Genomic DNA, 22,954 nt, shown 5'->3' with positions numbered 1-22,954 from the left:
GTGGCATCAAGGCGCTCTGGAGCACGCGCGGGGCGACGGCCCACAGTGCGGACGGTGGCTGATGCCGCAGGAGTCTCGCCGTCTCTCGTCAGCTTCGTGTTCAACGAACGTCCCGGGGTGTCCGAATCGACGAGATCACACGTCCTCGAAGTGGCAGCGGAACTCGGCTATCAGCCCGATCCGCGAGCACGCGAACTGCGCACCGGCAAAGCGATGACGATGGGGCTGGTCGTCCGCAATGTCGCGAATCCGTTCTTCAACGAGCTGCTCATGGGGATGCAGGAGAACGCCGAACCGGACGGCGTCTCCATTCTCGCCACTGATACGCAGTTCGATCCGGCACGGGAGGACGCACATGTCCGATCGCTGGCGTCCCGGAGACCTGCCGGGCTGGCGATCGTGCCGGTCGGCGACGCCGCCGCGGTGAAGCTCTGGCAGAGGCTCCAGCCGGACACGCCCCTGGTCATCGTCAATGCCACCCTGGCCGCCGCACCGGAGGTTCCCCACATCACTCCGGACGACGTCTCCGCGGTGCGTCTGGCCTTCGACCATCTCCAGAATCTGGGACACCGTCGCATCGCCCTGCTGTCGGCACCGGCCGATCTCATGCCCGATCGCGATCGCTTCGATGAGTACCTGCGTCTGTGTTCGGTCCGGGGCCTGGATCCGATGCCGATTCATGCCTCTCTCCGCGGTGACGGGCTGACCGACCACTTGAGAGGCGTGCTCGCCGCTGCGCCGGGTCAACGGCCCACCGCCATCATCACGAACTCGGACCACACCGCCGCCTACGTCTACCATGCGGTCAGACAGCAGGGGTTGTCCGTCGGAACCGATGTCTCCGTGGTCGGTCATGACGACTTGTCGACGTCGGCCCTGCTCCAGCCGGGGCTGACGACGATCAAGGCGGATCTGCGCGAAATGGGTCGGCAGACATACCTCCGACTCACCGACTCGACCTTGGGCAACCACCGCGAACCCGTGACGCTCGTCGTCCGCGGATCGACGGGGCCTCCTCGGCGGGCCTGAGATCATCGCCCCCGAGCGTGGGGTCACGGTTGTCTCCTGCGGGCACATCCGGCCCGATCCGGGCCGGCATTTCGAAGTGGATCCACCCGCAGGAGACATCGATGACGCCGCGAGCCCCGCGCGAGCCGCGGCTTCAGGTCAGCCGCGTGGGCGGTGACTGCGTCTTCGTCGGATCGGTCTCCGGAAGGTCGCCGAGGACGGCGTCGATGCGTGCGAGCACCTCGGCGTCGAGCTTGACCCCGGCCGCGCCGACGTTCGATTCGATCTGCTCGGGGCGGGAGGCTCCGACCAGTGCGGTGGCGACATTGTCGTTCGCCAGCACCCAGGCGATCGCGAGCTGCGCCATGGTCAGGCCCAGATCGGAGGCGATCGGCTCGAGCCCGGCCACCGTGTTCAGGGTGTCGTCGTTGAGGTACCGGCTCTTGATCATGTCCGCGCCGCCGCCCTTCTCATCGGTGGCGCGCGATCCCTCGGGGAAGGCCTGACCCGGCTTGTACTTGCCGGTGAGCACACCCTGGGCGATCGGGGACCATACGACCTGGGAGATGCCCAGTTCCTGCGAGGTCGGGATCACCCGTTCCTCGATGACGCGCCAGAGCATGTTGTACTGCGGCTGATTCGATACGAGCTGGATGCCGAGGTCGCGAGCCATGTGATGGGCGGCTCGCAGCTGATCGGTGTTCCATTCGCTCACGCCGATGTAGAGAGCCTTGCCGGCACGCACGATATCGGCGAAGGCCTGCATGGTCTCTTCCAGCGGCGTCTCGTAGTCATAGCGGTGAGCCTGATAGAGGTCGACGTAGTCGGTGCCGAGCCGACGCAGGGACCCGTCGATCGACTCCATCATGTGCTTGCGCGACAGCCCGGTGTCGTTATGGCCCTGCGGTCCGGTCGGGAAGTAGACCTTGGTGAAGATCTCCAGCGATTCGCGCCGCTGTCCGGCCAGCGCATCGCCGAGGACCTGCTCGGCCACGGTGTTCGCATAGACGTCGGCGGTGTCGAAGGTGGAGATGCCGGCGTCGAGGGCGGCATGCACGCACTTCGTCGCCGTCTCGTTCTCCACCTGCGAACCGTGGGTGAGCCAGTTGCCGTAGGTGATCTCGGAGATCTTGAGTCCGCTGTTTCCCAGATATCTGTGCTCCATGGCTTCAGCCTACGACGGCCCACAGCCTCATGAAACCCCTCTGAACACCGGCCTCAGTCCTCGAGCAACCCGCCGGAGTCGCGGCCCGGGGTCGACGGGGCGGCGTTTTCGGAGATGTGGCCGCGCAGAGTCCGGGCGAAGGACTCGGCATCTCCCGAGCGCAGATGGCGAGTCAGCGCCTCGTGTTCGACGATGATCTCCTCGCAGCGTGCGAGCAGGTGGCTCCTGGCCATGAACAGGGTGAAGCGGTGACGATCGGACAGCTGCGAGTACATCTCGAGCATCACTCGGTTGTCCCCGGCTTCGACGAAGCCGCGGTGGAAGGCGAGCGTGAGGTCGATGAACCGGGCGATGTCCTCCTCGGCGAAGGCGGCACGCTGCTCGACGATGGACTCCTCGAGGCGATCGGCCAGACGCTGCCGGAGGGCGTCCGGGGCACGGTCGACCGCGGTCGTCTCGAGGACGTACCGTGCGTCGGCGAGTTCGGCGATCGTGCGCGCATCGACGCCCTGGACGATGGCCCCGCGCTTGGGGTAGATGAGGATCCAACCCTCGTCCTGCAGTCTGGCCAGTGCCACGCGCACCGGGGTGCGGCTGACTTCGATCTCCGCGGCCAGGGCCGCCTCGCCGAGCATCGTCCCCGGAGCATGGACGCCGTTGAGGATCTGGCTGCGGATCACCCGATAGGCACGTTCGGCCGCGCTCAGCGTCTCCTTCTTCGCACTCATCAGTGTCCTCCGCTCATTCCCCGGCCCGGGAGCGCTCGGTCACCGTCTCCTGCTCCGTCGGCTCGGCGGCCGCTGCAGTGCCTCGGCCCGGCCAGCGCATGTGCGGGACGGCGCGGATGGAGAAGCCGACGGCGATGACCAGGACGAATGTGGCCATGAGATTGATCCAGAGAAAGCCGCCGGCGCCGAGGACGGAGCCGGCCATGGCGGCCATGACCGCCCCGCCGAGGTTCATCGCCGAATCCGAGGCGCCCTGCAGCGGCACCTTCGCATGGGCCGGCACCGAGGCGGTCAGCAGAGCCGAGCCGCCGATGAGGAACATCGACCAGCCCACTCCGAGCAGGGACAGGGCGATGCTGAGCAGGATCATCGATGACTCCGGGGCCACCGCATCGATGACGCCGAGGACGATGGTGAGGGTGAAGATGCCCGCGCCGCCGGCGATGACGAGGTCCGGCCCCCATTTGTCGGCCATCCAGCCGAAGACGGGGGAGAGGGCATACATGCCGGCGATGTGGATGCTCACGACGATGCCGATCGCCCCGAGGCTGAATGCCTGGTGGTCCATGTGCACCGGGGTCATGACCATGACATTGGTCATCATCATCTGACCGGCGATGATCGTGATCATCGCGAACAGCGGCACCGGTCGGCCCATGGCGAAGCGCAGTGCTTCGCCGAGTTTCATCGGCGCGCGGGCGGCGTCGGCGGTGGTCGCATTCACCTCGGTGGCGGTGGACGCGGACCCCTTCGCCGAGGAGGCCGTGCCGTTCGCATCGTCGTCCTCGTGGCCGGGGTGAGCGGTTCCCGCGGTGACCGATTTCGTCAGCGTCGAGGCCGACAGAGTGGCCAGGGCGAAGGCGACCATCGAGATGAGGTAGGGGCCGGCCAGACCGTTCATCCCCAACGACTGGCCGAGGTGGGCCCCGGGCGCTGTGAAGCTCGGGCCCAACACCGATCCGACGGTCGTCGCCCACACGACCAGCGACATCGCCCGCCCCGCCGCTGCGGGATCGGCGAGATCGACGGCGGCGTAGCGTGCCTGCAGGCCCGAGGCGGTCGATGATCCGCACATCATCATGCCGAGCATGAACAGCGGAAGGAACTGGAGCGCGACGCCGATGAGGACGACGACGGCACCGAGCGTGCCGATGCCGAAGCCCAAGGTCAGGGCCGTGCGGCGGCCGGACCGACCGGCGAGGACGGCAAGGGGATAGGCGATGAGTCCGGCACCGAGGATGACGCTCATCTGCGCGAATCCGGCCATCGAGGTCTGCCCGGAGATCTCCTCGGCCAGCAGTCCGCCGACGGCATACCCTGAGGCGATGCCGGCTCCCGAAAGGAGTTGGGCGGTGATCAGCTTCGCCTGTTCGCGAGCACGGCTCGTCATCGATGCCTCGTCTTCGTTCTCGGGGTTGGAGTGTTCGGGTGGTGCCGGGCACGCACGGTGTCGGGCTGGGCGTGCACCAGCCCAACCTATCTTGCATGCATCTTGGATACAAGATGGAACGGAAGGCTTCACCGAGGACAGGGGGTCGTCGACGGCCCGCAATGGCCTGAGTGTCGGACGGTGGGCCGGGACTATTGGAAAGTGGACGGGGCGCGGCCGATCTCGCGGGAGAATGCGGCCGAGAACGCCGCCGGTGAGGAGTACCCCAAGCGTTCGGAGACGTGGGTGATCGAGTGGGTGCTCAGCAGGCGCAGACTCACCAGCACGCGCGCTCGGGTCCGCCATGCCGCCGGGCTCATTCCGATCTGCGTCCTGAAAGCGCGATCGAGGCTGCGTTCGCTCATCCGCATCTGCTGCGCCCAGTCCCGGTTGCTCAGCCTCAGGCTCGGGTGTTCGAGATAGTCCGTGCAGGCCTGGCGCAGAGCGGGATCGCGGGGGAGGGGGACCTCAAGCGGCACCGCCGAGGCACGCTGGAGTTCGAGCAGGGCGAGGGCGAAGACGTGGTGCTGGTGGGATGACATCGACTCGGCGAGTTCGAAGGAGTCGGCCGAACGCAGCAGCTCGCGCAGCAGGGGCGTGACCGTGATGACCGTGCATCTGTCCGGCCACCAGGGAACACTGGTCGGTTCGATGTAGAGACTCCATGTCGTGACGTCGAGGAACCGCACGAGGTGGTCGGTCCCGGCGGGGATGAGCACGGCCTGGTGGGTGGGAACGGTCCACGAGCCCTCCTGGGTCTCGACGAGCATGACGCCCGTCGAACCGTAGAGCAGCTGCGCCCGCCGGTGCCGGTGATAGGGCAGCACGGTGTCAGGCGGATACCGGGTCCCGACCGGCAGCACCTGCCATGGGTGGGAGTCGACGTCATCGATCGCAGGAGTGCGCACGGCTCGATCATAGTGGCGAAGTCTCGCAAGAACACGACAGACTGTCGATTGCCGGCCTGGCGACGGTGGGTTGGAATGGACGAGTGGAATTTCTCGGACTCATCCTCATCGGCTGCCTCGTCGGTCTGACGACGGTGCTCTTCGGGTTCGGCGGCGGCTTCGTCACGGTCCCGATCATCACACTCGTCGATGCGGACCTCGGCGGCGACACGGCGCGGGTGGCGGCGGCCACCTCGGCGCTGGTGATGCTCGTCAATGCCGTCGTCGCGACCGTGTCGACGAAGCGATCCACTCTTGCCCACCTCAAGGGACGGTGGTGGCTGCTGGGGCTGCTGGGCCTCGGCGGGGCGCTCGGGGCCTTCGGCGGCAGGTTCGCCCCGGAAGCGCTGCTGCAATGGGGGTTCGTCGCCTATATCGCGGCCACCGCCGTCGATCTTCTGGTGCGGCCGGGGTTCTTCCGCCGCCGCGTAGCGGTCATCGAGGCCACCAGCGAAGGCGGGCGAGGGATCTCCGCGGTATGGGGGATTCCGATCGGCGGCCTGGCATCGTTCCTCGGCGTCGGCGGCTCGGTGATGACGGTGCCGATGATGCGCCGGTCCGGGGCGACGATGACCGTGGCCACAACCCTGGCCAACCCGCTGACCTTGGTGATCATGTCTCCGGCCGTGCTCGTGACGATTCTGGCACCGGCCTCGATCGAGGCGCCGGGCATCGTCGGGGCCCTCGACCTGTTCTCGGCTGTTGCACTGCTCATCGGAGGGCTGCCGATCATCGTCTTCCTGCGCCGGAGGGTGCCGAAGATTCCGGAGATCCTCCATGCCTGGGGCTATTTCATCCTGCTCATCACCGCCGGGGTCGTCGTCGCGGTGGCATGACGCCGGTCATTGCCTGCTCGTGCCCGCCGAGGGGACCACTTCGCGTCGACGGGACCGATTGTGAGGAGTCCTCTCGACGCGAAGTGGTCCCCTCGATGACGCGCGGCCCGTCTCAGCCGTCCCAGCGCCGTTTCCGCAGCACCGGCGGCAGGCCGAAGTAGATCGGCGGGCGAGCGGATGCCGAATCGCCGGCCGCACCCGGATCGCAGCCATCCGCCGGTCCCAGCGCCCACGCGCTCTCCCAGCTGATGAGTTCGCCGGCATGGCAGACGGGGTCGCCGCCGCTCGAGGGCGGTTCGGCCCACAGCCACATGTTGATCCCGAATTCGATGAGCGTGAGTCTCTCGTCGGCCTCGCGGTCGGAGTTCTCCTTCACGAGGGCTCGGCGCAGCCGCTCCGAGGCCTCCTCGAGCTCGGTCCATCCGTCCTGTCGGTGCGGCAGGAACACCCACGTCCCCGCGGGGACGCGTGCCGGCACGAGCTCCTCGAGTCCGATGACCTCGACCGAAGGCACGTCGGCATCCGCCCCGGCCACTGACCCTGCTGCCTCGACATCGGCCCGTTCGTCAGACCGCGACGTGAAGCCTTCGAGCAGTTCGCCGAAGCACGCTCGGGCGACGTCGGGAGAGGGGGCGACGACGAGCACATGAACCGCCTCGGCGCGCACCTCCTCGAGGGTGAGGTGGGTGAACACGTTCGCTCGCATCTCCGCGAGCACCTGCGTCCAGTGCCCGGGCACGGCTGCCTCGGCGACGAATCGGCTGGAGCGTGGGCGCTCCTCATCGTGGCGCATCGTTCCTCCCCTCGCCGAGGTCGGTCATCGTCCCCTCCCATCATGCCCCTTCACCCCGCCGGCGGCCACGACCGCGTGACGTAACGAATCGATCACTTCGTCCGCGTGAATGGCGTCGCCGGTGCACTGCGGGTCTAAGATCGTCCAGGTGGATCGGGAGTCGGCAACTGGGCCGACCTCGATCCACGACCGTGTTCATACTCCACCTGCCGCCTGGCTCCGAACATCACGACGGGAACCCGATGCACTTCTCTTCCCCCTCTGACCTCGCCTCGACGCGCCTATCCGCTCGCGTTCTCCTCGCGCTCGTCAGCCTCCTGACCATCGCCCTTCTGGCCGGATGTGCCGAGGGAAGCGATGCGAACGCCGGGGGAGATGACGTCTCGTGGTCGACGGAGGAGGACCCGACACCGCAGGAGACCCAGGGTTCCGGTCCGGCCGAAGACGCCGAGGCGGCCGTCGACGAGGGCGAAGACGGCACGGGCACCGAGGACAGCGAAGATGTGGGACGCGCCGGCGGCTCGGCGACGGGCACGGCAATGGCGATGCTCGACGAGCTCGCCGTCAAAGGGCGCGCACCGAAGACCGGCTACGATGCGGACCTGTTCAAATGGCGCTCTGATGCCGACCACAACGGCTGCGACACCCGCAACGATGTGCTCCGCCGCGATCTGACCGACATCACCCTCAAGGCCGGCACCAAGGGGTGCGTCGTCATCGCCGGTGCCCTCGACGACGAATACAAGGGCGAGAGCTACGCCTTCGACCGGAGCCCGAACAACATCGACATCGACCACATCGTCGCCCGCTCGAACGCATGGCAGACCGGGGCGGCGAAGTTCGACGAGGAGACCCTCAGGGAATTCGGCAACGATCCGCTCAACCTCCTCGCTGTGAGCTCGAGCCTCAACCGGCAGAAGGGCGACGCAGACGCCGCGACCTGGCTGCCGCCGCACAAGGCTTACCGCTGTGAGTACGTGGCTCGCCAGATCGCGATCAAGCACAAGTACGAGCTGTGGGTCGTCAAGGCGGAGAAATCGGCGATGGAACGTGTGCTCTCCTCCTGCGACGAGCAGCCGGCGTTCGCAGACGACGTCTCCTGGCCCGGCCCCGGCGACGGCGACAATGTCACCACGGAACAGGAGACGAAGAAGCCGGCGGAATCGAAGTCCGAACGCTCCTCCGGTTCGACGTATTTCAAGAACTGCACCGCCGCGCGAGAGGCCGGCGCCGCACCGGTCCGCGAAGGCGATCCGGGATATGGCAGGCACCTCGACCGTGACGGAGACGGGATCGGCTGCGAATAGTCGCCAGCACCGACCGGCCGCTCGCTGAAGGCCCCACCTGACCGCAGAGCAGCCATCCCCTCGCGGAGGCTCCCCGGTGTGTGCTGGATCTCAACGGCTCGGTAATCTGAGTGCTGACCCGTTGCTCTGACGCTCCGCTGCCGTCAGGGGCTCAGCCTGTATCGCCGACGATGAGGAGACCGACCATGTCCGGACTGGACACCGCCCTGACACCTCTGCGCTTCCTCGAGAGGTCCCTCGAAGCCCACCCCGAACGTGAGGCGATCATCGACGGGCCCCGGCGCTTCACCTACCGGCAGATGGCCGACACCGTCCAGCGCCTGGCTGAAGGGCTCAAACGCCGCGGACTCTCCGACGGTGACACCGTGGCCGTGCTCGCGCCCAACAGCGCCGAGGCGCTCATCGCTCACTACGCGGTGCCGCTGGCCGGTGGTGTCCTCGTCATGCTCAACACCCGCCTGGCCCCTCCGGAGGTCGACTACATCCTCGGCCACAGCGAGGTGAAGTTCCTCTTCGGCGATGCGGGGCTTCTGCAGCCCGTCGTCGACGCCGGGGCAGCGAGCGGAGTCGAAGCCATCGTCGTCCACCCGGACGAAGACGGAGCACCGGGCGAGCTGAACTCGACGGATGGTCGGATCGAAGCCTATGACGACTGGACCGCCTCGGCGCCGGAGAGTCCGCGGGTGTGGGAAGTCGAGGACGAAACCGCGACGATCACCGTCAACTACACCTCGGGCACCACCGGCCGGCCGAAGGGCGTCATGTACACTCACCGCGGCGCCTACCTCAATTCGCTCGGGGAGGTCATCACCCAGGACTTCGCCCCGCTCACCCGCTGCCTGTGGACGCTGCCGATGTTCCACTGCAACGGCTGGTGCACGACCTGGGCGCTGACCGCGGTCTCGGGCACGCACGTGTGCATCCGGGCCGTGCGCGGCACCGAGGCCTGGCGGCTCATCGACGACGAGAACGTCACCCGCATGGCCGGCGCCCCGGTCGTGCTCAACACCATCGCCGGGGCCAAGGAAGCCCACGACATGGACGGCGCGCTGTCGATCACGACCGCCGGAGCTCCGCCCTCGCCGACGACGATCGCTCTGCTCGAAGACCTCGGCATCGAGGTCATCCACGTGTACGGGCTGACCGAATCCTACGGACCCTACTCCTCATGCGAACCGCAGCCCGACTGGGTCGGCCTGCCCGTCGACGAGCGCTCGGCCCTGAAATCGCGGCAGGGGATCGGCATGATCAGCGCTGACCGCATGCGCGTGGTCGAACTGCGCGACGATGATGTGCTCAACGACGTTCCGCGCGATGGGACGACGATGGGCGAGATCGTCATGCGCGGCAACAACGTCATGAAGGGCTATCTGGGCGCCCCGGACGCCACTGCCGAGGCCTTCCGCGGCGGCTGGTTCCACACCGGCGATCTCGCCGTGATGCACCCGGACGGCTATGTGCAGATCCTCGACCGGGCCAAGGACATCGTCATCTCCGGAGGCGAGAACATCTCGACGATCGAGGTCGAACAGGCGATCGTCGCCCATGACAGCGTCGCCGAGGCGGCCGTCGTGGGCGTGCCCGATGAGAAGTGGGGCCAGCGGCCGCTGGCCTACGTCGTGCTCAGATCCGGCGCCGAGGTGGACGAAGCCGGGCTCATCGCGTTCGTCAAGACCCGCATCGCGTCCTACAAGGCACCGAGCGCCGTCGAGTTCGTCGATGCCCTCCCGACGACCTCGACCGGAAAGATCCGTAAGAACGCACTGCGGGAGCGGGCGCAGGGATAGACCCCGCCGGCCCAGGACAGGCAGCTCTGGCCGGCGAGGTCGGTGCTGCCCGGCCTTGCCGGCCTACCGGCTACTCCCCGGCGCTGGGCAGGGGGACGTTCTGCAGGCGCAGCTGACCGCGGGAGAGCTGCTTGCCCGTGGCCGAATCGCTGATGACGACTTCCCACAGCTGCTGGGTCCGCCCCTGGTGCAAGGCGCTCGCTGCGACGTCGACCCGGGCGCCCGTGCTGGGGCGGAGGAAGTCGGTCGCGTTGTGGACGCCGACGGCGAACTGCCCGGATTCGGCCACGGCGAAGCTGCCGCCGATGCTGGCGGCGCTTTCGACGATGGAAGTGTAGACGCCGCCGTGGACGACGCCCCATGGGGTGTGGTGGTCCTCACCGAGTTCGGCATGCCCCCGCACCGAGGTGGTCGTGACCTCATCGACAGTGAATCCGATGGCGTGGACGAACCGACTCGAGCCCTCCATGGAGACGCCGGCAATCGAAGTGTCCTGTGTGCTCATGGTGCCCCTTCGGTCTGGCTGAATGTTCTTGAGTCAGCCTACCGGCGCTGATCGGCGTCGAGAGCTCGTCGAAGGCGTGGGCGGCGGCGGGGAAGGGCCGATCAGGTCCTGACGCCCTATCCGATGAGGCTCAGGCACTCGGTGATGATGCCCGAGAGCCTGCGCGTGTTCGCTGCGAGCTCGGAGCCGGCCGGACTCTGCGGAGTGGCCAGCAGGAGCGAGCGGGAGAAGGCCGGATCCTCGATCGGCAGCAGGGCCACTCCCGGATGATGGCCCATCGAGGCCAGCAGCGGGACGACGCCGATGACCATCTCCGCGGCGATCATGCCGAGCATCACCGAGTAGTCGTCGGTGCGGAACTCGACCTCCAGCTGGTGACCTGCGGCCTTGAAGGCATCGACGACGATGATGTCGATCGGGTCGTCCCGAGTCGACCCGAGCAGCCAGTTCTCGTCCTGCAGCCCGACCAGGGTCTCCACATCGATGGACTCTCGGCTCGCGAGAGGATGGGAGGCCGGCAGTGCCAGGTGCACGGGTTCGCGGAACACCTCGGTCGTGCTCACCGTCTCAGTGAAGGGCAGGTCGTAGCCGGGCACCGAATAGAGCAGCACGGCATCATAGTCGTGCTGGTTGACATGAGCGACGAGCTGATGGATCTCCTCGAGGGTGCTGTCGATGTGCAGCCCGGCGAGCTTCGACTTCTTGACGATCGAGGGCAGCAGCGCCGAGGCGGCCGTGGGGAAGGTGCCGAACTTCATCCGCGACAGACCGCTCTGTGCATGCGCGCGCACATCGTGCAGAGCCCGCTGTGACAGGGTGAGGATCCGCTGGGCCCGGTCGAGCATGATCTCCCCGGCCGCCGTCAGCGTCGACCCCCTGGTCGAGCGCTCGACCAGAGTGGTGCCGCAGAGTCTGTCGAGGTTGCGCAGGTGATAGTCGACCGAGGGCTGGCTCCAGCCCAGCTGCTTGGCCGCGCGGGCGACCGAACCCGTCTGAGCCACGGCGGTCAGGGCCTGCATCTGACGAAGATCGAGCATGCCCCGATCCTACGCCGTCGCAGCCCTTCGCTCCATACACTCTATGGAGCGAACCAGGGATCTGGGGGATTCCTCCCATGGATCTGATGCGTGACGATAGCCCTATGTTGGAATCGCTCACGGATACATCAGGCGCGCAGCACCGCCTCGGGGACCACCACCGCTATCGTCTCGACCAGGACCAGGCTCCGTATTCGGCGGCCCTGAGCGCACTGGCGGCCCGCGATTCGATCAAACTCATGGTCCCCGGCCACGGCGGCACCGACGCCGGCATCAGCGACCTGCTCACCGACTTCATCGGCGAGAAGGCCGTCAGCCTCGACGTGCCCATGCTGCTCGAAGGCATCGACCTCGAGGACGACTCCCCGTTCGCCGACTCGCTGGCCCTGGCCGCCGACGCCTGGGGAGCCCGCCGCACCTGGTTCCTCACCAACGGCGCTTCCCAGGCCAACCGCACCGTCGCGCTCGCCGTCGCTGGCCTCGGCGAGAACGTGCTCGCCCAGCGCAGCGCCCATTCGAGCTTCAGCGACGGAGTCGTGCTCGCCGGCCTCCACCCCAGCTACGTCCTGCCCTCCGTCGATTCCGCCAACGGCATCGCCCACGGTGTCTCCGCCGGCTCCCTCGAGGCGGCCCTCGGCCTGGCCGAGGACGAAGGCCGCCCCGCCTCGGCGGTCTACATCGTCTCCCCGAGCTACTTCGGCTCCGTCGCCGATGTCCGCGGCCTGTCCGAGGTCGCCCACGCTCACGGGGCGCCGCTCATCGTCGACGGCGCGTGGGGCCCGCATTTCGGTTTCCACCCGAGCCTGCCCGAATCCCCGGCCCGCCTCGGCGCCGACCTCGTCATCTCGAGCACCCACAAGCTGGCCGGGTCGCTCACCCAGTCGGCGATGCTCCACCTCGGTGACGGGCCCTTCGCCGTGGTCCTCGAACCCCTCATCGCCCGCGCGATGACGATGACGGCCTCGACCTCCTCCTCGGCGCTGCTCATGGGCTCACTCGACATCGCCCGGCGCGCCCTGGCCACCGGAGAGGATCGGATCGGCGCCTCGATCGACACGGCGATGCGCTTCCGCGAGCTGCTGGCGACCGATGAGCGCTTCGCCGATGTCGGCGAGGGCTTCGGCGACTTCCCCGACATCGCCGAGACCGATCTGCTGCGCGTGCCCATCGACGTCTCCGCCACCGGAATCAGCGCCCACTGGGTCCGCGACAGGATGATGACCGAGCACGATATGTACTTCGAGATGTCGACCGACACCACGCTCGTCGCCGTCATCGGCGCCGGCAAGACGCCCGATGTCGACGCCGTCTTCGCCACCCTCGTCGAAGTCGTCGAATCACCCGAGGGCCGGGCCGAGGCCGCGCGAGGAAACGCGCGGACGGACTTCCCGGAGCTGCCCGCCCCCGGACGGATGCGGGTGCGCCCGCGTGAGGGATACTTCGCTGCCACAGAGATCGTGCCGGCCGCCGAAGCCGTGGGCCGGATCTCCGCGGACTCGCTGGCCGCCTATCCGCCGGGGGTCCCCAATGTCATGCCCGGAGAGGAGATCACCGCCGAGGTGGTCGACTTCCTCACCGCGGTCGCCGCCTCCCCGTCCGGCTTCGTCCGCGGAGCCGTGACCTCGGCCGTCGACAGCTTCCGGGTTCTCAGGGACACGGCTGGCCAGGAGGAGTTCCCCGATGCTTGATCTGCTGCTCACCGACGCCCGTGTGCGCACCTTCGACCCGAACCGACCCTGGGCCGAAGCGGTCGGCATCACCGGCGGACGCATCGCCTACGTCGGCGATGCCGCTGACGCTCCCGCCGCCCGTGAGACCCGCCGCCTCGGCGGCAATCTCCTCACCCCGGGCATCATCGACAGCCACAATCACCTGCTGCTCGGCTTCGACCCCGACGCCGTCAGCCTCGAAGGCGCGGAGACGCTGACCGAGGTGCGCTCACGCATCAGCCGCCTCGCCTCCGAATGCCCCGACCTCGACTGGGTCTGCGCGGAGAACGCCGTCTACTCCATCGTCGACGACCGCCGCCCCAACGCCGATGACCTCGCGGGGCTGACCGACCGCCCCATCTTCGTCACCACCTACGACCAGCACTCCGTATGGCTCAATGACGCCGCCCTGACCGTCCTGGGCATCCACGACGGTGCCGACATCGCCTGGGGACGGCCCGAACGGGATTCCTCGGGCCGCGCCACCGGCTGGGTCACCGACTTCTACACCTCGGCGATGACGAGCGCGGGCCTGGCCGCACTGCAACGCGACATCCCCATGTACTCGCCCGAGCGCCGGTACAAGAAGATCCTCGGCAGCCTCGACATGGCCACCCGCTCGGGCATCACCACGGTCATCGAACCGCAGGTTCCCGTGGCCGAGATCGGACTGTTCGAGCGCGCACTCAATGAAGGCCGGCTCTCCTCCCGCGTCATCGCCGCCCTCTTCCATCCCGTCGACTCCGCCCCCGAGTTCCGGCAGGAGCTGCGCACCGCCGTCGACGAGGCCCCGCGCAGCGACCGCCTGCGCTTCGGGCCGATCAAGCTCTACGCCGACGACGTCATCGAACCGCACACGGCCTGGATGCTCGAGGACTACGCCAATCGGCCCGGACTGCGCGGCCACCCCTCGGCCCCGATCGGCGAACTCAGCCGCATCGTCACCGAACTCGACCGCCTCGGCTTCCAGACCCACACCCACGCGACCGGCGACGGGGGAGTCCGGCTCGCCCTCGACGCCATCGCAGCGGCACAGGCGACCAACGGAACCCGCGACCGACGTCACGGGATCGTCCACGTCGAATGCCTCGACCCCGCCGACCTGCCGCGGTTCGCCGACCTCGGCATCACGGCCGCGATGCAGCCCCGCCACGCCTCACCGGACCTCATCGAAGGCACCTGGATGGACAACGTCGGCGAGCAGCGCTGGGACCGCGCGTGGCGCGTGAAGTCACTCATGAACAGCGGAGCACATGTCGCACTGTCGAGCGACTGGCAGGTCGGGGAGATGGATCCGCTCGTCGGCATCTACTCGGCGCTGACCCGGGCGGGACTCGACGGGACGAGCTCGTGGACGCCCGATGAGATCATCACTCTCGACCAGGCACTCTTCGGTTACACACACGAAGGCGCTTGGGCCTGGCACGCCGAGGACCGCCTCGGCGTCATCCGGCCCGGAGCCGACGCCGATCTCGTCGCGTGGTCGGCCGACCTCTACGGCCTCGATCCGTCCGCTCTGCTCGAGCAGAGGGCCGACCTCACCATCGTCGGCGGACAGATCGTCCATGACACCGGCGGCGACCAGAGCGAACAGGGACTCAACCGCATCGACATCGCGGCGAAGACTCTCAATCCCGACCGCAGCTGCTCGGGACATGGGCACTGATGATGGTACTTTGTTGTTGAACCACTATTCAGTTAGGAGATCGATGTCGATCAAGGAGTTGTGTCAGCGCAACGTCGAGGCCGCCGAGGAGGCTCTCCTCGGGATCAGCCACCGGATCCATGCCGATCCGGAGCTCGGGTTCGAGGAGTTCCGAGCAGCCCAGCTGCTGAGCACTGAGCTCGAGCAGCGGGGGTTCGCTCTCGAGCGCGGGCTCGCCGAGATGCCCACGGCCTTCAAGGCCACCCTCGGCGACGGTCCGCTCACCGTCGGCGTCTGCGTCGAATACGACGCCCTGCCGGGGATCGGCCATGCCTGCGGGCACAACGTCATCGCCGCGGCCGGGATGACCGCGGCCTTCGGGCTGGCGCCGCTGGTCGATGAGCTCGGCATCACCCTCGTCGTCTTCGGCACCCCGGCCGAGGAGAACGGCGGAGGCAAGGTCCTCCTCCTCGAGGCAGGAGCCTTCGACGGCGTGGATCTGGCGATGATGGTCCACCCCTCGAACAAGGAGCAGTCGCGCACGCACTGCCTGGCGATCGGCGAGCTGCGGGTCCGCTTCATCGGCAAGAACGCCCATGCCTCTGCGGCCCCTTATGAAGGCATCAACGCCGCCGACGCCGCGACTCTCACGCAGGTGGCCGTCGGCCTGCTGCGGCAGCAGCTGCATCCGGGCGATCAGATCCACGGCTTCATCTCCCACGGGGGCGAGGCCGCCAACGTCATCCCCGCCGAGACCGAACTCGTCTTCAACTTCCGATCCCCGAAGCTCGAGACCCTCAACCGCCTCGAGCAGCGCATCCGCGCCTGCGTCGAGGGTGCGGCCACGGCGACAGGATGCCGCTTCGAGGCCGACAGCGATGCTCCGGCGTACTCGGAGTTCAACAACAACGACGTCCTCGCCGATCTCTACAAGGCCAACGCCGAGGCGCTCGGACGGGTCTTCGACCACGAGGACGACACCTCGCCGGTCGGGTCGACGGACATGGCCAACGTCTCGCGCGTCGTTCCCGCGATCCACCCCATGATCGACATCGACTGCGGACCGGCAGTCAACCATCAGCCCGAGTTCGCCGCACACTGCGTCAGCGCCCCCGCCGATCGCGCGGCGATCGAAGGCGGGCTGTCGATGGCGTGGACGGTGATCGATGTCGCCACCGACGAGGAGGCTCGGCGCAGCTTCTCCGCCGACCGTCAGCATTCGCTGGCGGACTGAAACGAACAAAGGAGTTCACCTGTGAAGTACTGGCTCATCGGATCGATTCCGTTCATCGGGGTCTTCCTGCTCACCTGGCTGCCGTTCATCAACGGCCCGCACCTGTGGTTCGGCATGCCCGCGATCTTCGTCTGGCTGACTCTCTTCAGCACGATTCCGGTCACCGCGGTCCTCATCTACTTCGAGAAGACCCGCCGCGACCTCGGGGGTGACGACGAATGAGCATGACAGTCATCGTCGGCCTCCTCGGCATCGTCCTCATCGCCGCCTTCGGTTTCATCGGACGTCGACGTCCGGTGAAGAACATCGAGGAGTGAACCGTCGGCGGACGCAACTACGGCGTCCTCACCGCCTGGGTGCTCCAGGCAGGCGAAACCTTCACGACCTTCACCTTCCTCGGCACCGTCGGCCTCGTCGTCTCCATCGGCGCCTCGGCCTTCTACTCGATCCCCTATGTGCCCCTGGCCTACATCGCCATGTACTGGGTCGGTCCGAAGCTGTGGCGCAAGGCGAAGGAGATGGGCTATCTCACGCAGGCCGACTTCCTCCGCGGCAGTTACAACAGCCCGACACTCGGCTGGCTCACGGCCTTCTTCGGCATCCTCTTCCTCCTGCCCTATCTGCAGCTGCAGATCACCGGACTCGGCATCGTCATCTCAGTGGCCACCGGCGGTGAGATCAACGAGAACTTCGCGATCGTGCTGTCCTTCGTCCTCGTCATCGGCTTCGTGCTGTGGTCGGGCATCCGGGGAGTCGCGCTGACGTCCTACCTCAAGGACGCGCTGATGATTGTCGTCGTCCTCGGGCTCACGATCGTCATCCCCTTCCACTTCCGCGGCGGACTCGACTTCGGCGTCGAAGAGGTCCTCGACAAGATGCCCGAGATGCTGTCGGTCCAGCCCGGCGAAGTCGGCATCCCCTGGGTCGTCTCGAGCATGGCCATCAGCATCATCGGTGTGATGTTCTACGCCCTGCCCCACACCTGGCCGGCCCTGATGTCGGGCCGCAGCGAGAAGGTCGTGCGCCAGAATCTCATCTACCTGCCCATCTACAACATGCTCGCCTGCATCCCGATGCTGCTCGGCTACACCGCGATCCTCGCATTCGGGCTCAGCCAGGACGGCGATCTCGCGATGCTGAAGATGGCTGCCGCGGCGCTGCCGGACTGGCTCACCGGAGTCGTCCTCGTCGCGGCTGCCTCGACGGCCATGGTTCCGGGTGCTGCCCTGCTCAACGCCATCGCCCCCTTGGCCGTGCAGAACGTGTTCATGATCAAGGGCGATAGGAAGAAGATCGCCTACAACCGGATCTTCGTCATCGTCTTCGGTCTCGGCGCGCTCGTCCTGGCACTGACGATGCCGAATCTGCTCGGGATGATGCTTCTGCTGACCTACAGCGGTTCGACCCAGGTCGTGCCGGCTATCATCGGCGCGGTGATCCCGCGGATCACGCTGCACAAGGCCTCGGTCATCAGCGGCCTGTGCTCGGGGCTGTTCATCGTGCTCCTGTTCACGTTCTCGCCGATCCACGGCCCGAACATCAACGAGGGCATCAGCGGCCTGGCCGTCAACATCGTCGTCCTCGCCATCGTCGAGATCGCGATCCGGGCGACCTGTCCGCGCGTTCCGGTGGCTGTGCCCGAGAAGGCCGAAGAGGTCGTCTGACCGACTGCTGCCGCCGCAAGGTCCCTGCCGCCGGCACCGCACCGGTTCCCGCCGCCCCGCACCGAGAGCATGCTCCCGGTGCGGGGCGGCGGAGGTTCAGGCGAAGATCGCGAGACCGAACACGACGAAGATGATGAGGTGGGCGACGCCGTGGACGGCGGTGACGCGTCTGCCCGCGAACGCCGTGATCGACACCAGGAGGGTGATCCCGAGCAGCAGCAGGTTGATCGGCGATTCAGCGAGCACGATCCGCTGATCGGTGAGCATGCCGATGACGAGCACAGTCGGAATGGTCAGCCCCACCGTCGACACCTGGGCCCCGTGGCACAGATTGCTCACCCGCTGGATCTCGCCGTTCCACGCAGCCCGCACCGAGGTCAGCGTCTCCGGCAGGAAGACGATCATCGCGATGATCACCCCGGACAGTGCCACAGGAGCGCCGAGGCTGCCGAACCCGTCATCGAGCAGTGCGGCCATATCGTGGGAGAGCAGCACGATCGGCAGGACCGTGGCCACCAGCAGTGCCAGGCGGAGGATGATCTCGAGACGGTGGACCGAGAGGATCTCGACGATTCCCTGCGTTTCGGCCCCCTCCTCGACAGCCGCCTCGGCGGGGGAGGTGCGCGGTGTCGATGGTCCGGGTGCGACGCGGGGATCGACCTCGATGAATTCCCGGGCCTGCGGGCCCATCTGCCGGTAGAGGAAGAAGGCGTAGATGCCGACCGTGGCGATGATGATCGGAATCTCCTGCCAGGTCTCATAGCTGCCGCTTGAGCCGATGAGCGCAGGTACGGCGAAGGCGAGGGCGACGAGGACGATGATCATCGACAGGTAGTTCGAGACGCCGGTGCGGTTGTGGACCATGCTCCCGTGACGCCATCCGCCGACGAGCAGACAGAGACCGACGACCGCGTTGAGGATGATCATCGATACCGCCATGACCGAGTCCCGCGCGATCGTGGCGTGGTCGCCGGGACCCAGCAGGACCGCGGCGATGAGGATGACTTCGATGAGGCAGATCGACAGGGTGAGCACGAGGGTGCCATAGGGATCGCCGAGGCGACCGGCAAGGTGCTCGGCCTCGGTGACGACGCCGAAGGCGCAGACGAGGATGACTGCGACGATGACGACGAGCGCGGTGACGAGAACGGGCCCGGCGACCGGGGGATCGAGCAGTGACCCAGTGAGCTGGATGGCGATGAAGGCGCCCCAGCCGAGGACGAGGCGAATGATCGCAGTCGGCGTGACGATGCTGCGGAGGGCCGCGGACATGAGGGGTGTTTCCTCTCTCTGAGGCCGTCCTCATCGTGACTCTCACGCGACCGGGTCGTCCCGGCCGGTTCCTTCCGCTTCCAGAGTATCCATCGGGTGCGTGCCCCTCAAATCCGGGAGCTGCGGCCCCGCGGGCTCGGCTGCGGAACCGGCGGCGAGAGACGATCTGGTCGAATGCAGCGAAATCCGTGTGCCCGTTGCTCTCGACTGCGCCGAGGAGCTGTGGAGATAATTGGCCATGACTACGTTCGCTGGCGGCGAGGATCTCTCGGGCGCTGTTTTTGTCGATGCAGACCTGCGCGGCGCCAAGTTCGTTGAATCAGACCTGTCGAGGGTCGTGATCCGCGGGTGCGACGTCGGGGGAATGGAAGTCGACGCTCCGTGGCTGAGGTTCGGTGAGCCGATGATCGTCAACGGAGTCGATATCGGCCCGTTCGTCGAAGCGGAGCTCAACAGGCGCTTTCCGGGACGTGAAGAGCAGACGGCTGAATCACCGGAGGCACTGGTGGAGGCGTGGGCCAAGCTCGAGACAGCGTGGTCTGCTGCTGTCGAACGCGCACGCACGATGCCTCCCGGTGCCGTCGACGAGACAGTGGCCGGGGAGTGGTCGTTTGCGCAGACCCTTCGTCACCTCGTCTACGCCACCGACAAGTGGCTTCCAGGCGGCGCACTGCAGTCCGGCAAGGACCCCCATCCCCTCGGGCTGAACCACGCTGCTGTCGACGTCAGCGCCCCACCGTCTTTCGAAGAGGTGCTGTCCGTTCGCGCCGATCGTCAGGCCCAGGTGCGTGCATTCCTCGCGGCCGCGACGATCCGACTGCTCGACGAGGAACGTCCGAGTCCGAATGATTCGTCGCAGCCGGAGACCGTCCGCAGGTGCGTGCAGGTGATCCTCGAGGAGGAGTGGGAGCACCTGCGGTTCGCGACGCGCGACCTCGATGCACTCGATGCCGGGGGCGTGTGAATCGGGCGATAGTCCGATCCTTTTGCTTCAGGCGAACCGTTTCCTCGGCGCCGATGAACTTCGCGCTTGCAGCTCTGATCGAGCGGGTCAGCGCCCGTCTCGAGGGTCGCCGGAGCGGTCTGCCTCAGGCCTCGGCCGAGACCGATCTCGCTCCTGAGCTCCGCTTGCCGCGGGCGTTCTTTCTGCCGGTGGAAAGAAGGCGGTCGATGCTGAGGCGGCCCGGACCTGCGGCCGCGATGAGCAGCGCTCCGGCCGCCAGCGCTGCGACGAGTTCCCAGCCGCCCTGATCGACGAATGGCACGGGCATGAGGTGGACGATGATGAGTGCTCCGATGAGGTCTGCGGCCAAGAGGACGCCGACGAGCGGAGTCAGTGCGCCGAGGATGAGCAGCGCGCCGCCGATGAGTTCGACGAAGGTGGCGAAGGGTGCGGCGATGTCGGGAAGGGGGACTCCCATCTGCGAGAACGATTCAGTGGTTCCGGCGACGGTCCATTCGTTGAATTTCTGCCAGCCATGCGCGATGAAGATGGTGCCGAGGCCGGTCCGGGCAATGACGGTGATGATGTCGCGGGCGATGGTCGGGAATCCGGTCGTAGCGTACACAGCGTTCTCCATGATTGGTTGAAATGCAGGAGCCGGTCAGAAGCCGTAGGCGGCGTCTGCGGCCTCTCGGATCTCCGAGTAGGTGCGCGTGAGCACGATCGTGTCCTCGGCGAGCCGGTCGAGGCGCTGGATCACATCGTCGTTGACGATCTGATTCCGATGCAGATCCTTCTCCTCGACGAAGGCGTAGGGCTGGACGACCTGAGCCTTCATATAGGACAGGATCGGCTGCAGATGCTGCTGCGGGATGAGGTAGTGCTTGGCCGAACCGGCCGTGGCGACCATGCTCACCACTTTGTCCCGGAAGGCGTTGACCGGCAGCAGATCGAAGACGTTCTTCAGCGTCGCAGGGATGGAGGCCTGGAAGATCGGGGTGCCGATGATGATCGCATCGGCCTCCATGAGGGCACGAGTGATGCGACCGGTGTCACCCGTGTACTCGGTGTAGTTGCGACCGTCGCTGAAGACCATGTCGACCTCGGCGAGATCGATGAGCTCGATCTCGACCTCGGGCTCCTGCTTCATCACGGACTGCGTGATGTACTCCATCACGGTGCGCGTCTTGGTTCCGACGTTCGAGCTGGAGAGGGCGACGACCTTCATCAGTTAAGCTCCTCTGTCTTCGTGGCTGTGTACTTCTTCACGGCCGGGATGATCTCCGAGCCGATGGTCTCGATCTGCTTCATCACCTTGTCATAGGGCATTCCACCGAAGTCGATCTGCGCCAGGTAGCGCTGGTGGCCGAAGACCTCGTGCTGGTGGAGGATCTTCTCGATGACCTGCTGCGGGCTGCCGACGTTGACGATGCTCGCGGGGTCGGCGCTCTGGGCGAAGAGCTGCTTGGGCATGCCCTGGCCGTTGACCCGCTTCATCCCGTCGTTGACGTGGGGGTAGAGCTCCTTGAGCGCATCCTGCGAGGTCGGCGCGGTGTAGAGGAAACCGGCCGTGGCGACCGGCAGGGTGGCCGGGTCGTATCCCTGATGGCGGGCGGCCTGACGGTAGGCGTCGACGGTCGTCTTGAACACCGAGGTGGTCCCGCCCAGATGCGCCATGACCATGGGCACACCGGCCAGGCCCGCCTTGATCGCGCTCGCCGGGGCTCCGCCCACGGCGCGCCAGATGGGCAGGGACTCCTGCGCGGGGCGGGGGAGGACCTCCGCATTGTTCAGAGGTGCCCGGAACTGTCCGCTCCAGGTGATATGCCGATCCTGGTTGATCTTCTGGAGCAGATCGAACTTCTCCTCGAAGAGCTCCTCGTAGTCGCGCAGATCGTAGCCGAGCAGTTCGAACAGGCCCACGCGGGAGGCGCGGCCTGCGACGAGTTCGGCGCGGCCGCCCGAGATGAGGTCGATGGTGGCGAAGTTCTCGAACACCCGCACCGGATCGGAGGTGCTCAGGATCGTCGAGGTGCTCCCGATGCGGATGGACTTCGTCGCCTGGGCGATGGCGCCGAGGATGACGGCGTGGGCCTGGGAGGCGAAGTACTCCTGATGGCTCTCGCCGAGGCTGAAGAAATCGAAGCCGGCATCTTCTGCGGCTTCGGCGTAGCCGATGAATTCGCGGATGCGCTCCTCGTCGCTGACCCGTGTGCCGGCGACGGGGTCCGGCAGATGGTCGCCGAGGGAGTAGACCCCGAACTGCAGGCCCTCACTCGGGTCGATGCTGAGCTTGTCCATCATGTTCATGGCGTCGGACATGGTGTTTCCTCCTGTGCTGATCGAATGTCACTTGCCATGTCAACTGACAGGGTTCGAGGATTATTCCCGCCATTCCGATCGGAATCATTCTCCCGTCGGGGAGTCTTCGCTGCGGCGCGTGCGGCTGGAGTCGTAGAGCTTCTTCATCAGCGCGTGCAGCTGCCGCTTCTCGTCTTCGTCGAGCGCATCGAACATCGCCGACTGCTGTGCCACCTGCGCAGGGTAGGCACGCTCGATGACCTCTCTGCCCGCCTCGGTGAGTGAGATGTACTTCGTCTTCCATTCCTGCTCGCGGAGAATCAGCCCTTCGCGTTCGAGGCGGGCGAGCATGCGGGAGATGCCGCCGCCGCTGACGGTCAGGCCGTCGGCGAGATCGGACTGGGTGATCGGCTGGAAGTTGCGGATGTGGGCCAATGCTTCGAACTGGGCGACGGTGAGTCCGAACTGGTGCAGGTGCTCATTGGACAGGTGGTTGCTGTTCTCGACGAAGCGGACCATCCGCAGCCAGATGAGCGTGCTCAGCGACAAGTCCTCCACTGTGCCTCCTCGTGCTGCCCTTTCGATATCGGTCCGATCCGCGACCGACACCGCTTGCGGTGTCTCACCTCATCGATCATACGTGT

23 protein-coding genes are annotated in these 22,954 nt (G+C 66.8%); 11 read left to right on the top strand and 12 right to left on the bottom strand.

The annotated features are described in order from the left end of the window. The first annotated feature begins 54 nt into the window (after positions 1-54). Positions 55-1,029 (top strand): LacI family DNA-binding transcriptional regulator, encoded by a 975-nt coding sequence (locus tag IHE57_RS03130; RefSeq protein WP_209370753.1) that lies wholly within the window; start codon positions 55-57, stop codon positions 1,027-1,029. A 133-nt stretch (positions 1,030-1,162) separates the two neighbouring features. Here the strand turns inward: IHE57_RS03130 and IHE57_RS03125 are convergent, their stop codons facing one another. From IHE57_RS03125 to IHE57_RS03110, 4 genes are all read right to left on the bottom strand, one after another. Beyond that, positions 1,163-2,173 carry an aldo/keto reductase family protein gene (locus IHE57_RS03125; RefSeq protein WP_209370751.1) on the bottom strand — a complete coding sequence of 337 codons (1,011 nt, stop codon included), beginning with the start codon at positions 2,171-2,173 and terminating at the stop codon, positions 1,163-1,165. A 53-nt stretch (positions 2,174-2,226) separates the two neighbouring features. Beyond that, positions 2,227-2,901: a GntR family transcriptional regulator gene (locus tag IHE57_RS03120; protein ID WP_209323783.1), complete on the bottom strand. Its 675-nt coding sequence runs from the start codon at positions 2,899-2,901 to the stop codon at positions 2,227-2,229. A 13-nt stretch (positions 2,902-2,914) separates the two neighbouring features. After that, positions 2,915-4,291: an MFS transporter gene (locus tag IHE57_RS03115; RefSeq protein WP_209370749.1), complete on the bottom strand. Its 1,377-nt coding sequence runs from the start codon at positions 4,289-4,291 to the stop codon at positions 2,915-2,917. A 191-nt stretch (positions 4,292-4,482) separates the two neighbouring features. Next, positions 4,483-5,238: an AraC family transcriptional regulator gene (locus tag IHE57_RS03110; protein WP_209370747.1), complete on the bottom strand. Its 756-nt coding sequence runs from the start codon at positions 5,236-5,238 to the stop codon at positions 4,483-4,485. 83 nt (positions 5,239-5,321) lie between these two features. On the opposite strand from IHE57_RS03110, the gene IHE57_RS03105 reads away from it, so the two are divergent. Then, on the top strand, positions 5,322-6,113 hold the full coding sequence (locus IHE57_RS03105; protein WP_209370745.1) for a sulfite exporter TauE/SafE family protein: 792 nt from the start codon (positions 5,322-5,324) through the stop codon (positions 6,111-6,113). A gap of 112 nt (positions 6,114-6,225) precedes the next feature. Here the strand turns inward: IHE57_RS03105 and IHE57_RS03100 are convergent, their stop codons facing one another. Continuing rightward, a complete protein-coding gene (locus IHE57_RS03100) occupies positions 6,226-6,906 on the bottom strand; it encodes a hypothetical protein (protein WP_209370743.1) in 681 nt (226 codons plus the stop codon). A gap of 242 nt (positions 6,907-7,148) precedes the next feature. Here IHE57_RS03100 and IHE57_RS03095 point away from each other — a divergent pair, with 242 nt between their 5' ends. Further along, positions 7,149-8,213, top strand: coding sequence for a GmrSD restriction endonuclease domain-containing protein (locus IHE57_RS03095; RefSeq protein ID WP_209370734.1), 1,065 nt, complete (start codon positions 7,149-7,151; stop codon positions 8,211-8,213). Positions 8,214-8,398: 185 nt separating this feature from the next. Continuing rightward, on the top strand, positions 8,399-10,000 hold the full coding sequence (locus tag IHE57_RS03090; protein ID WP_209370732.1) for an AMP-binding protein: 1,602 nt from the start codon (positions 8,399-8,401) through the stop codon (positions 9,998-10,000). Between the two features lie 70 nt (positions 10,001-10,070). Here the strand turns inward: IHE57_RS03090 and IHE57_RS03085 are convergent, their stop codons facing one another. Next, positions 10,071-10,505: a PaaI family thioesterase gene (locus IHE57_RS03085; protein ID WP_209323772.1), complete on the bottom strand. Its 435-nt coding sequence runs from the start codon at positions 10,503-10,505 to the stop codon at positions 10,071-10,073. Between the two features lie 116 nt (positions 10,506-10,621). Further along, entirely contained in the window at positions 10,622-11,542 is a 921-nt protein-coding gene (locus tag IHE57_RS03080; RefSeq protein WP_209323770.1) for a LysR family transcriptional regulator, read from the bottom strand. A 104-nt stretch (positions 11,543-11,646) separates the two neighbouring features. On the opposite strand from IHE57_RS03080, the gene IHE57_RS03075 reads away from it, so the two are divergent. The 6 genes from IHE57_RS03075 to IHE57_RS03050 are packed head-to-tail and all read left to right on the top strand — an operon-like array spanning position 11,647 to position 17,794. After that, positions 11,647-13,230: an aminotransferase class I/II-fold pyridoxal phosphate-dependent enzyme gene (locus IHE57_RS03075; protein WP_253719862.1), complete on the top strand. Its 1,584-nt coding sequence runs from the start codon at positions 11,647-11,649 to the stop codon at positions 13,228-13,230. Continuing rightward, a complete protein-coding gene (locus tag IHE57_RS03070) occupies positions 13,223-14,917 on the top strand; it encodes an amidohydrolase (protein WP_209370730.1) in 1,695 nt (564 codons plus the stop codon). The genes IHE57_RS03075 and IHE57_RS03070 overlap by 8 nt, the downstream gene beginning before the upstream one ends. A gap of 43 nt (positions 14,918-14,960) precedes the next feature. Continuing rightward, positions 14,961-16,130 carry a M20 family metallopeptidase gene (locus IHE57_RS03065; protein WP_209370729.1) on the top strand — a complete coding sequence of 390 codons (1,170 nt, stop codon included), beginning with the start codon at positions 14,961-14,963 and terminating at the stop codon, positions 16,128-16,130. Between the two features lie 21 nt (positions 16,131-16,151). Then, on the top strand, positions 16,152-16,352 hold the full coding sequence (locus IHE57_RS03060; RefSeq protein ID WP_209323759.1) for a hypothetical protein: 201 nt from the start codon (positions 16,152-16,154) through the stop codon (positions 16,350-16,352). After that, complete coding sequence (locus IHE57_RS03055; protein WP_209370728.1) at positions 16,349-16,447, top strand: LPXTG cell wall anchor domain-containing protein; 99 nt, start codon at positions 16,349-16,351, stop codon at positions 16,445-16,447. Before IHE57_RS03060 ends, IHE57_RS03055 begins: the two co-directional genes overlap by 4 nt. Before the next feature lie 39 nt (positions 16,448-16,486). Further along, complete coding sequence (locus IHE57_RS03050) at positions 16,487-17,794, top strand: sodium:solute symporter family protein (RefSeq protein WP_209370727.1); 1,308 nt, start codon at positions 16,487-16,489, stop codon at positions 17,792-17,794. Between the two features lie 96 nt (positions 17,795-17,890). Here IHE57_RS03050 and IHE57_RS03045 read toward each other — a convergent pair whose 3' ends face one another. After that, a complete protein-coding gene (locus IHE57_RS03045) occupies positions 17,891-19,066 on the bottom strand; it encodes a calcium:cation antiporter (protein ID WP_209370726.1) in 1,176 nt (391 codons plus the stop codon). 238 nt (positions 19,067-19,304) lie between these two features. Here IHE57_RS03045 and IHE57_RS03040 point away from each other — a divergent pair, with 238 nt between their 5' ends. Then, entirely contained in the window at positions 19,305-20,030 is a 726-nt protein-coding gene (locus IHE57_RS03040) for a DinB family protein (RefSeq protein WP_209370725.1), read from the top strand. Positions 20,031-20,154: 124 nt separating this feature from the next. Here the strand turns inward: IHE57_RS03040 and IHE57_RS03035 are convergent, their stop codons facing one another. The 4 genes from IHE57_RS03035 to IHE57_RS03020 all read right to left on the bottom strand — a co-directional run bounded on the left by IHE57_RS03035 (position 20,155) and on the right by IHE57_RS03020 (position 22,868). Beyond that, a complete protein-coding gene (locus IHE57_RS03035) occupies positions 20,155-20,634 on the bottom strand; it encodes a DoxX family protein (protein ID WP_209370723.1) in 480 nt (159 codons plus the stop codon). Positions 20,635-20,670: 36 nt separating this feature from the next. Further along, positions 20,671-21,237 (bottom strand): NADPH-dependent FMN reductase, encoded by a 567-nt coding sequence (locus tag IHE57_RS03030; protein ID WP_209370721.1) that lies wholly within the window; start codon positions 21,235-21,237, stop codon positions 20,671-20,673. After that, on the bottom strand, positions 21,237-22,331 hold the full coding sequence (locus IHE57_RS03025; protein ID WP_209370719.1) for an LLM class flavin-dependent oxidoreductase: 1,095 nt from the start codon (positions 22,329-22,331) through the stop codon (positions 21,237-21,239). The genes IHE57_RS03030 and IHE57_RS03025 overlap by 1 nt, the downstream gene beginning before the upstream one ends. A gap of 84 nt (positions 22,332-22,415) precedes the next feature. Continuing rightward, positions 22,416-22,868, bottom strand: a complete 453-nt coding sequence (locus IHE57_RS03020) for a MarR family winged helix-turn-helix transcriptional regulator (RefSeq protein ID WP_209370716.1) — start codon at positions 22,866-22,868, stop codon at positions 22,416-22,418. Positions 22,869-22,954 lie beyond the last annotated feature (86 nt).

The sequence above is a fragment of the Brevibacterium renqingii genome, from assembly GCF_017808105.1.
GTDB lineage: Bacteria > Actinomycetota > Actinomycetes > Actinomycetales > Brevibacteriaceae > Brevibacterium > Brevibacterium renqingii.
The sequence above is the reverse complement of the archived record's forward strand: the minus strand, read 5'-3'. Positions and strand labels throughout refer to the sequence as shown.

Bases quoted from the DNA above. Each gene is read 5' to 3' on its own strand.
- IHE57_RS03065 (WP_209370729.1), top strand. From the start codon at position 14,961: ATGTCGATCAAGGAGTTGTGTCAGCGCAACGTCGAGGCCGCCGAGGAG.
- IHE57_RS03125 (WP_209370751.1), bottom strand. From the start codon at position 2,173: ATGGAGCACAGATATCTGGGAAACAGCGGACTCAAGATCTCCGAGATC.
- IHE57_RS03075 (WP_253719862.1), top strand. From the start codon at position 11,647: ATGTTGGAATCGCTCACGGATACATCAGGCGCGCAGCACCGCCTCGGG.
- IHE57_RS03120 (WP_209323783.1), bottom strand. From the start codon at position 2,901: ATGAGTGCGAAGAAGGAGACGCTGAGCGCGGCCGAACGTGCCTATCGG.
- IHE57_RS03085 (WP_209323772.1), bottom strand. From the start codon at position 10,505: ATGAGCACACAGGACACTTCGATTGCCGGCGTCTCCATGGAGGGCTCG.
- IHE57_RS03115 (WP_209370749.1), bottom strand. From the start codon at position 4,291: ATGACGAGCCGTGCTCGCGAACAGGCGAAGCTGATCACCGCCCAACTC.
- IHE57_RS03055 (WP_209370728.1), top strand. From the start codon at position 16,349: ATGAGCATGACAGTCATCGTCGGCCTCCTCGGCATCGTCCTCATCGCC.
- IHE57_RS03100 (WP_209370743.1), bottom strand. From the start codon at position 6,906: ATGCGCCACGATGAGGAGCGCCCACGCTCCAGCCGATTCGTCGCCGAG.
- IHE57_RS03030 (WP_209370721.1), bottom strand. From the start codon at position 21,237: ATGAAGGTCGTCGCCCTCTCCAGCTCGAACGTCGGAACCAAGACGCGC.
- IHE57_RS03095 (WP_209370734.1), top strand. From the start codon at position 7,149: ATGCACTTCTCTTCCCCCTCTGACCTCGCCTCGACGCGCCTATCCGCT.
- IHE57_RS03045 (WP_209370726.1), bottom strand. From the start codon at position 19,066: ATGTCCGCGGCCCTCCGCAGCATCGTCACGCCGACTGCGATCATTCGC.
- IHE57_RS03025 (WP_209370719.1), bottom strand. From the start codon at position 22,331: ATGTCCGACGCCATGAACATGATGGACAAGCTCAGCATCGACCCGAGT.
- IHE57_RS03080 (WP_209323770.1), bottom strand. From the start codon at position 11,542: ATGCTCGATCTTCGTCAGATGCAGGCCCTGACCGCCGTGGCTCAGACG.
- IHE57_RS03040 (WP_209370725.1), top strand. From the start codon at position 19,305: ATGACTACGTTCGCTGGCGGCGAGGATCTCTCGGGCGCTGTTTTTGTC.
- IHE57_RS03070 (WP_209370730.1), top strand. From the start codon at position 13,223: ATGCTTGATCTGCTGCTCACCGACGCCCGTGTGCGCACCTTCGACCCG.
- IHE57_RS03090 (WP_209370732.1), top strand. From the start codon at position 8,399: ATGTCCGGACTGGACACCGCCCTGACACCTCTGCGCTTCCTCGAGAGG.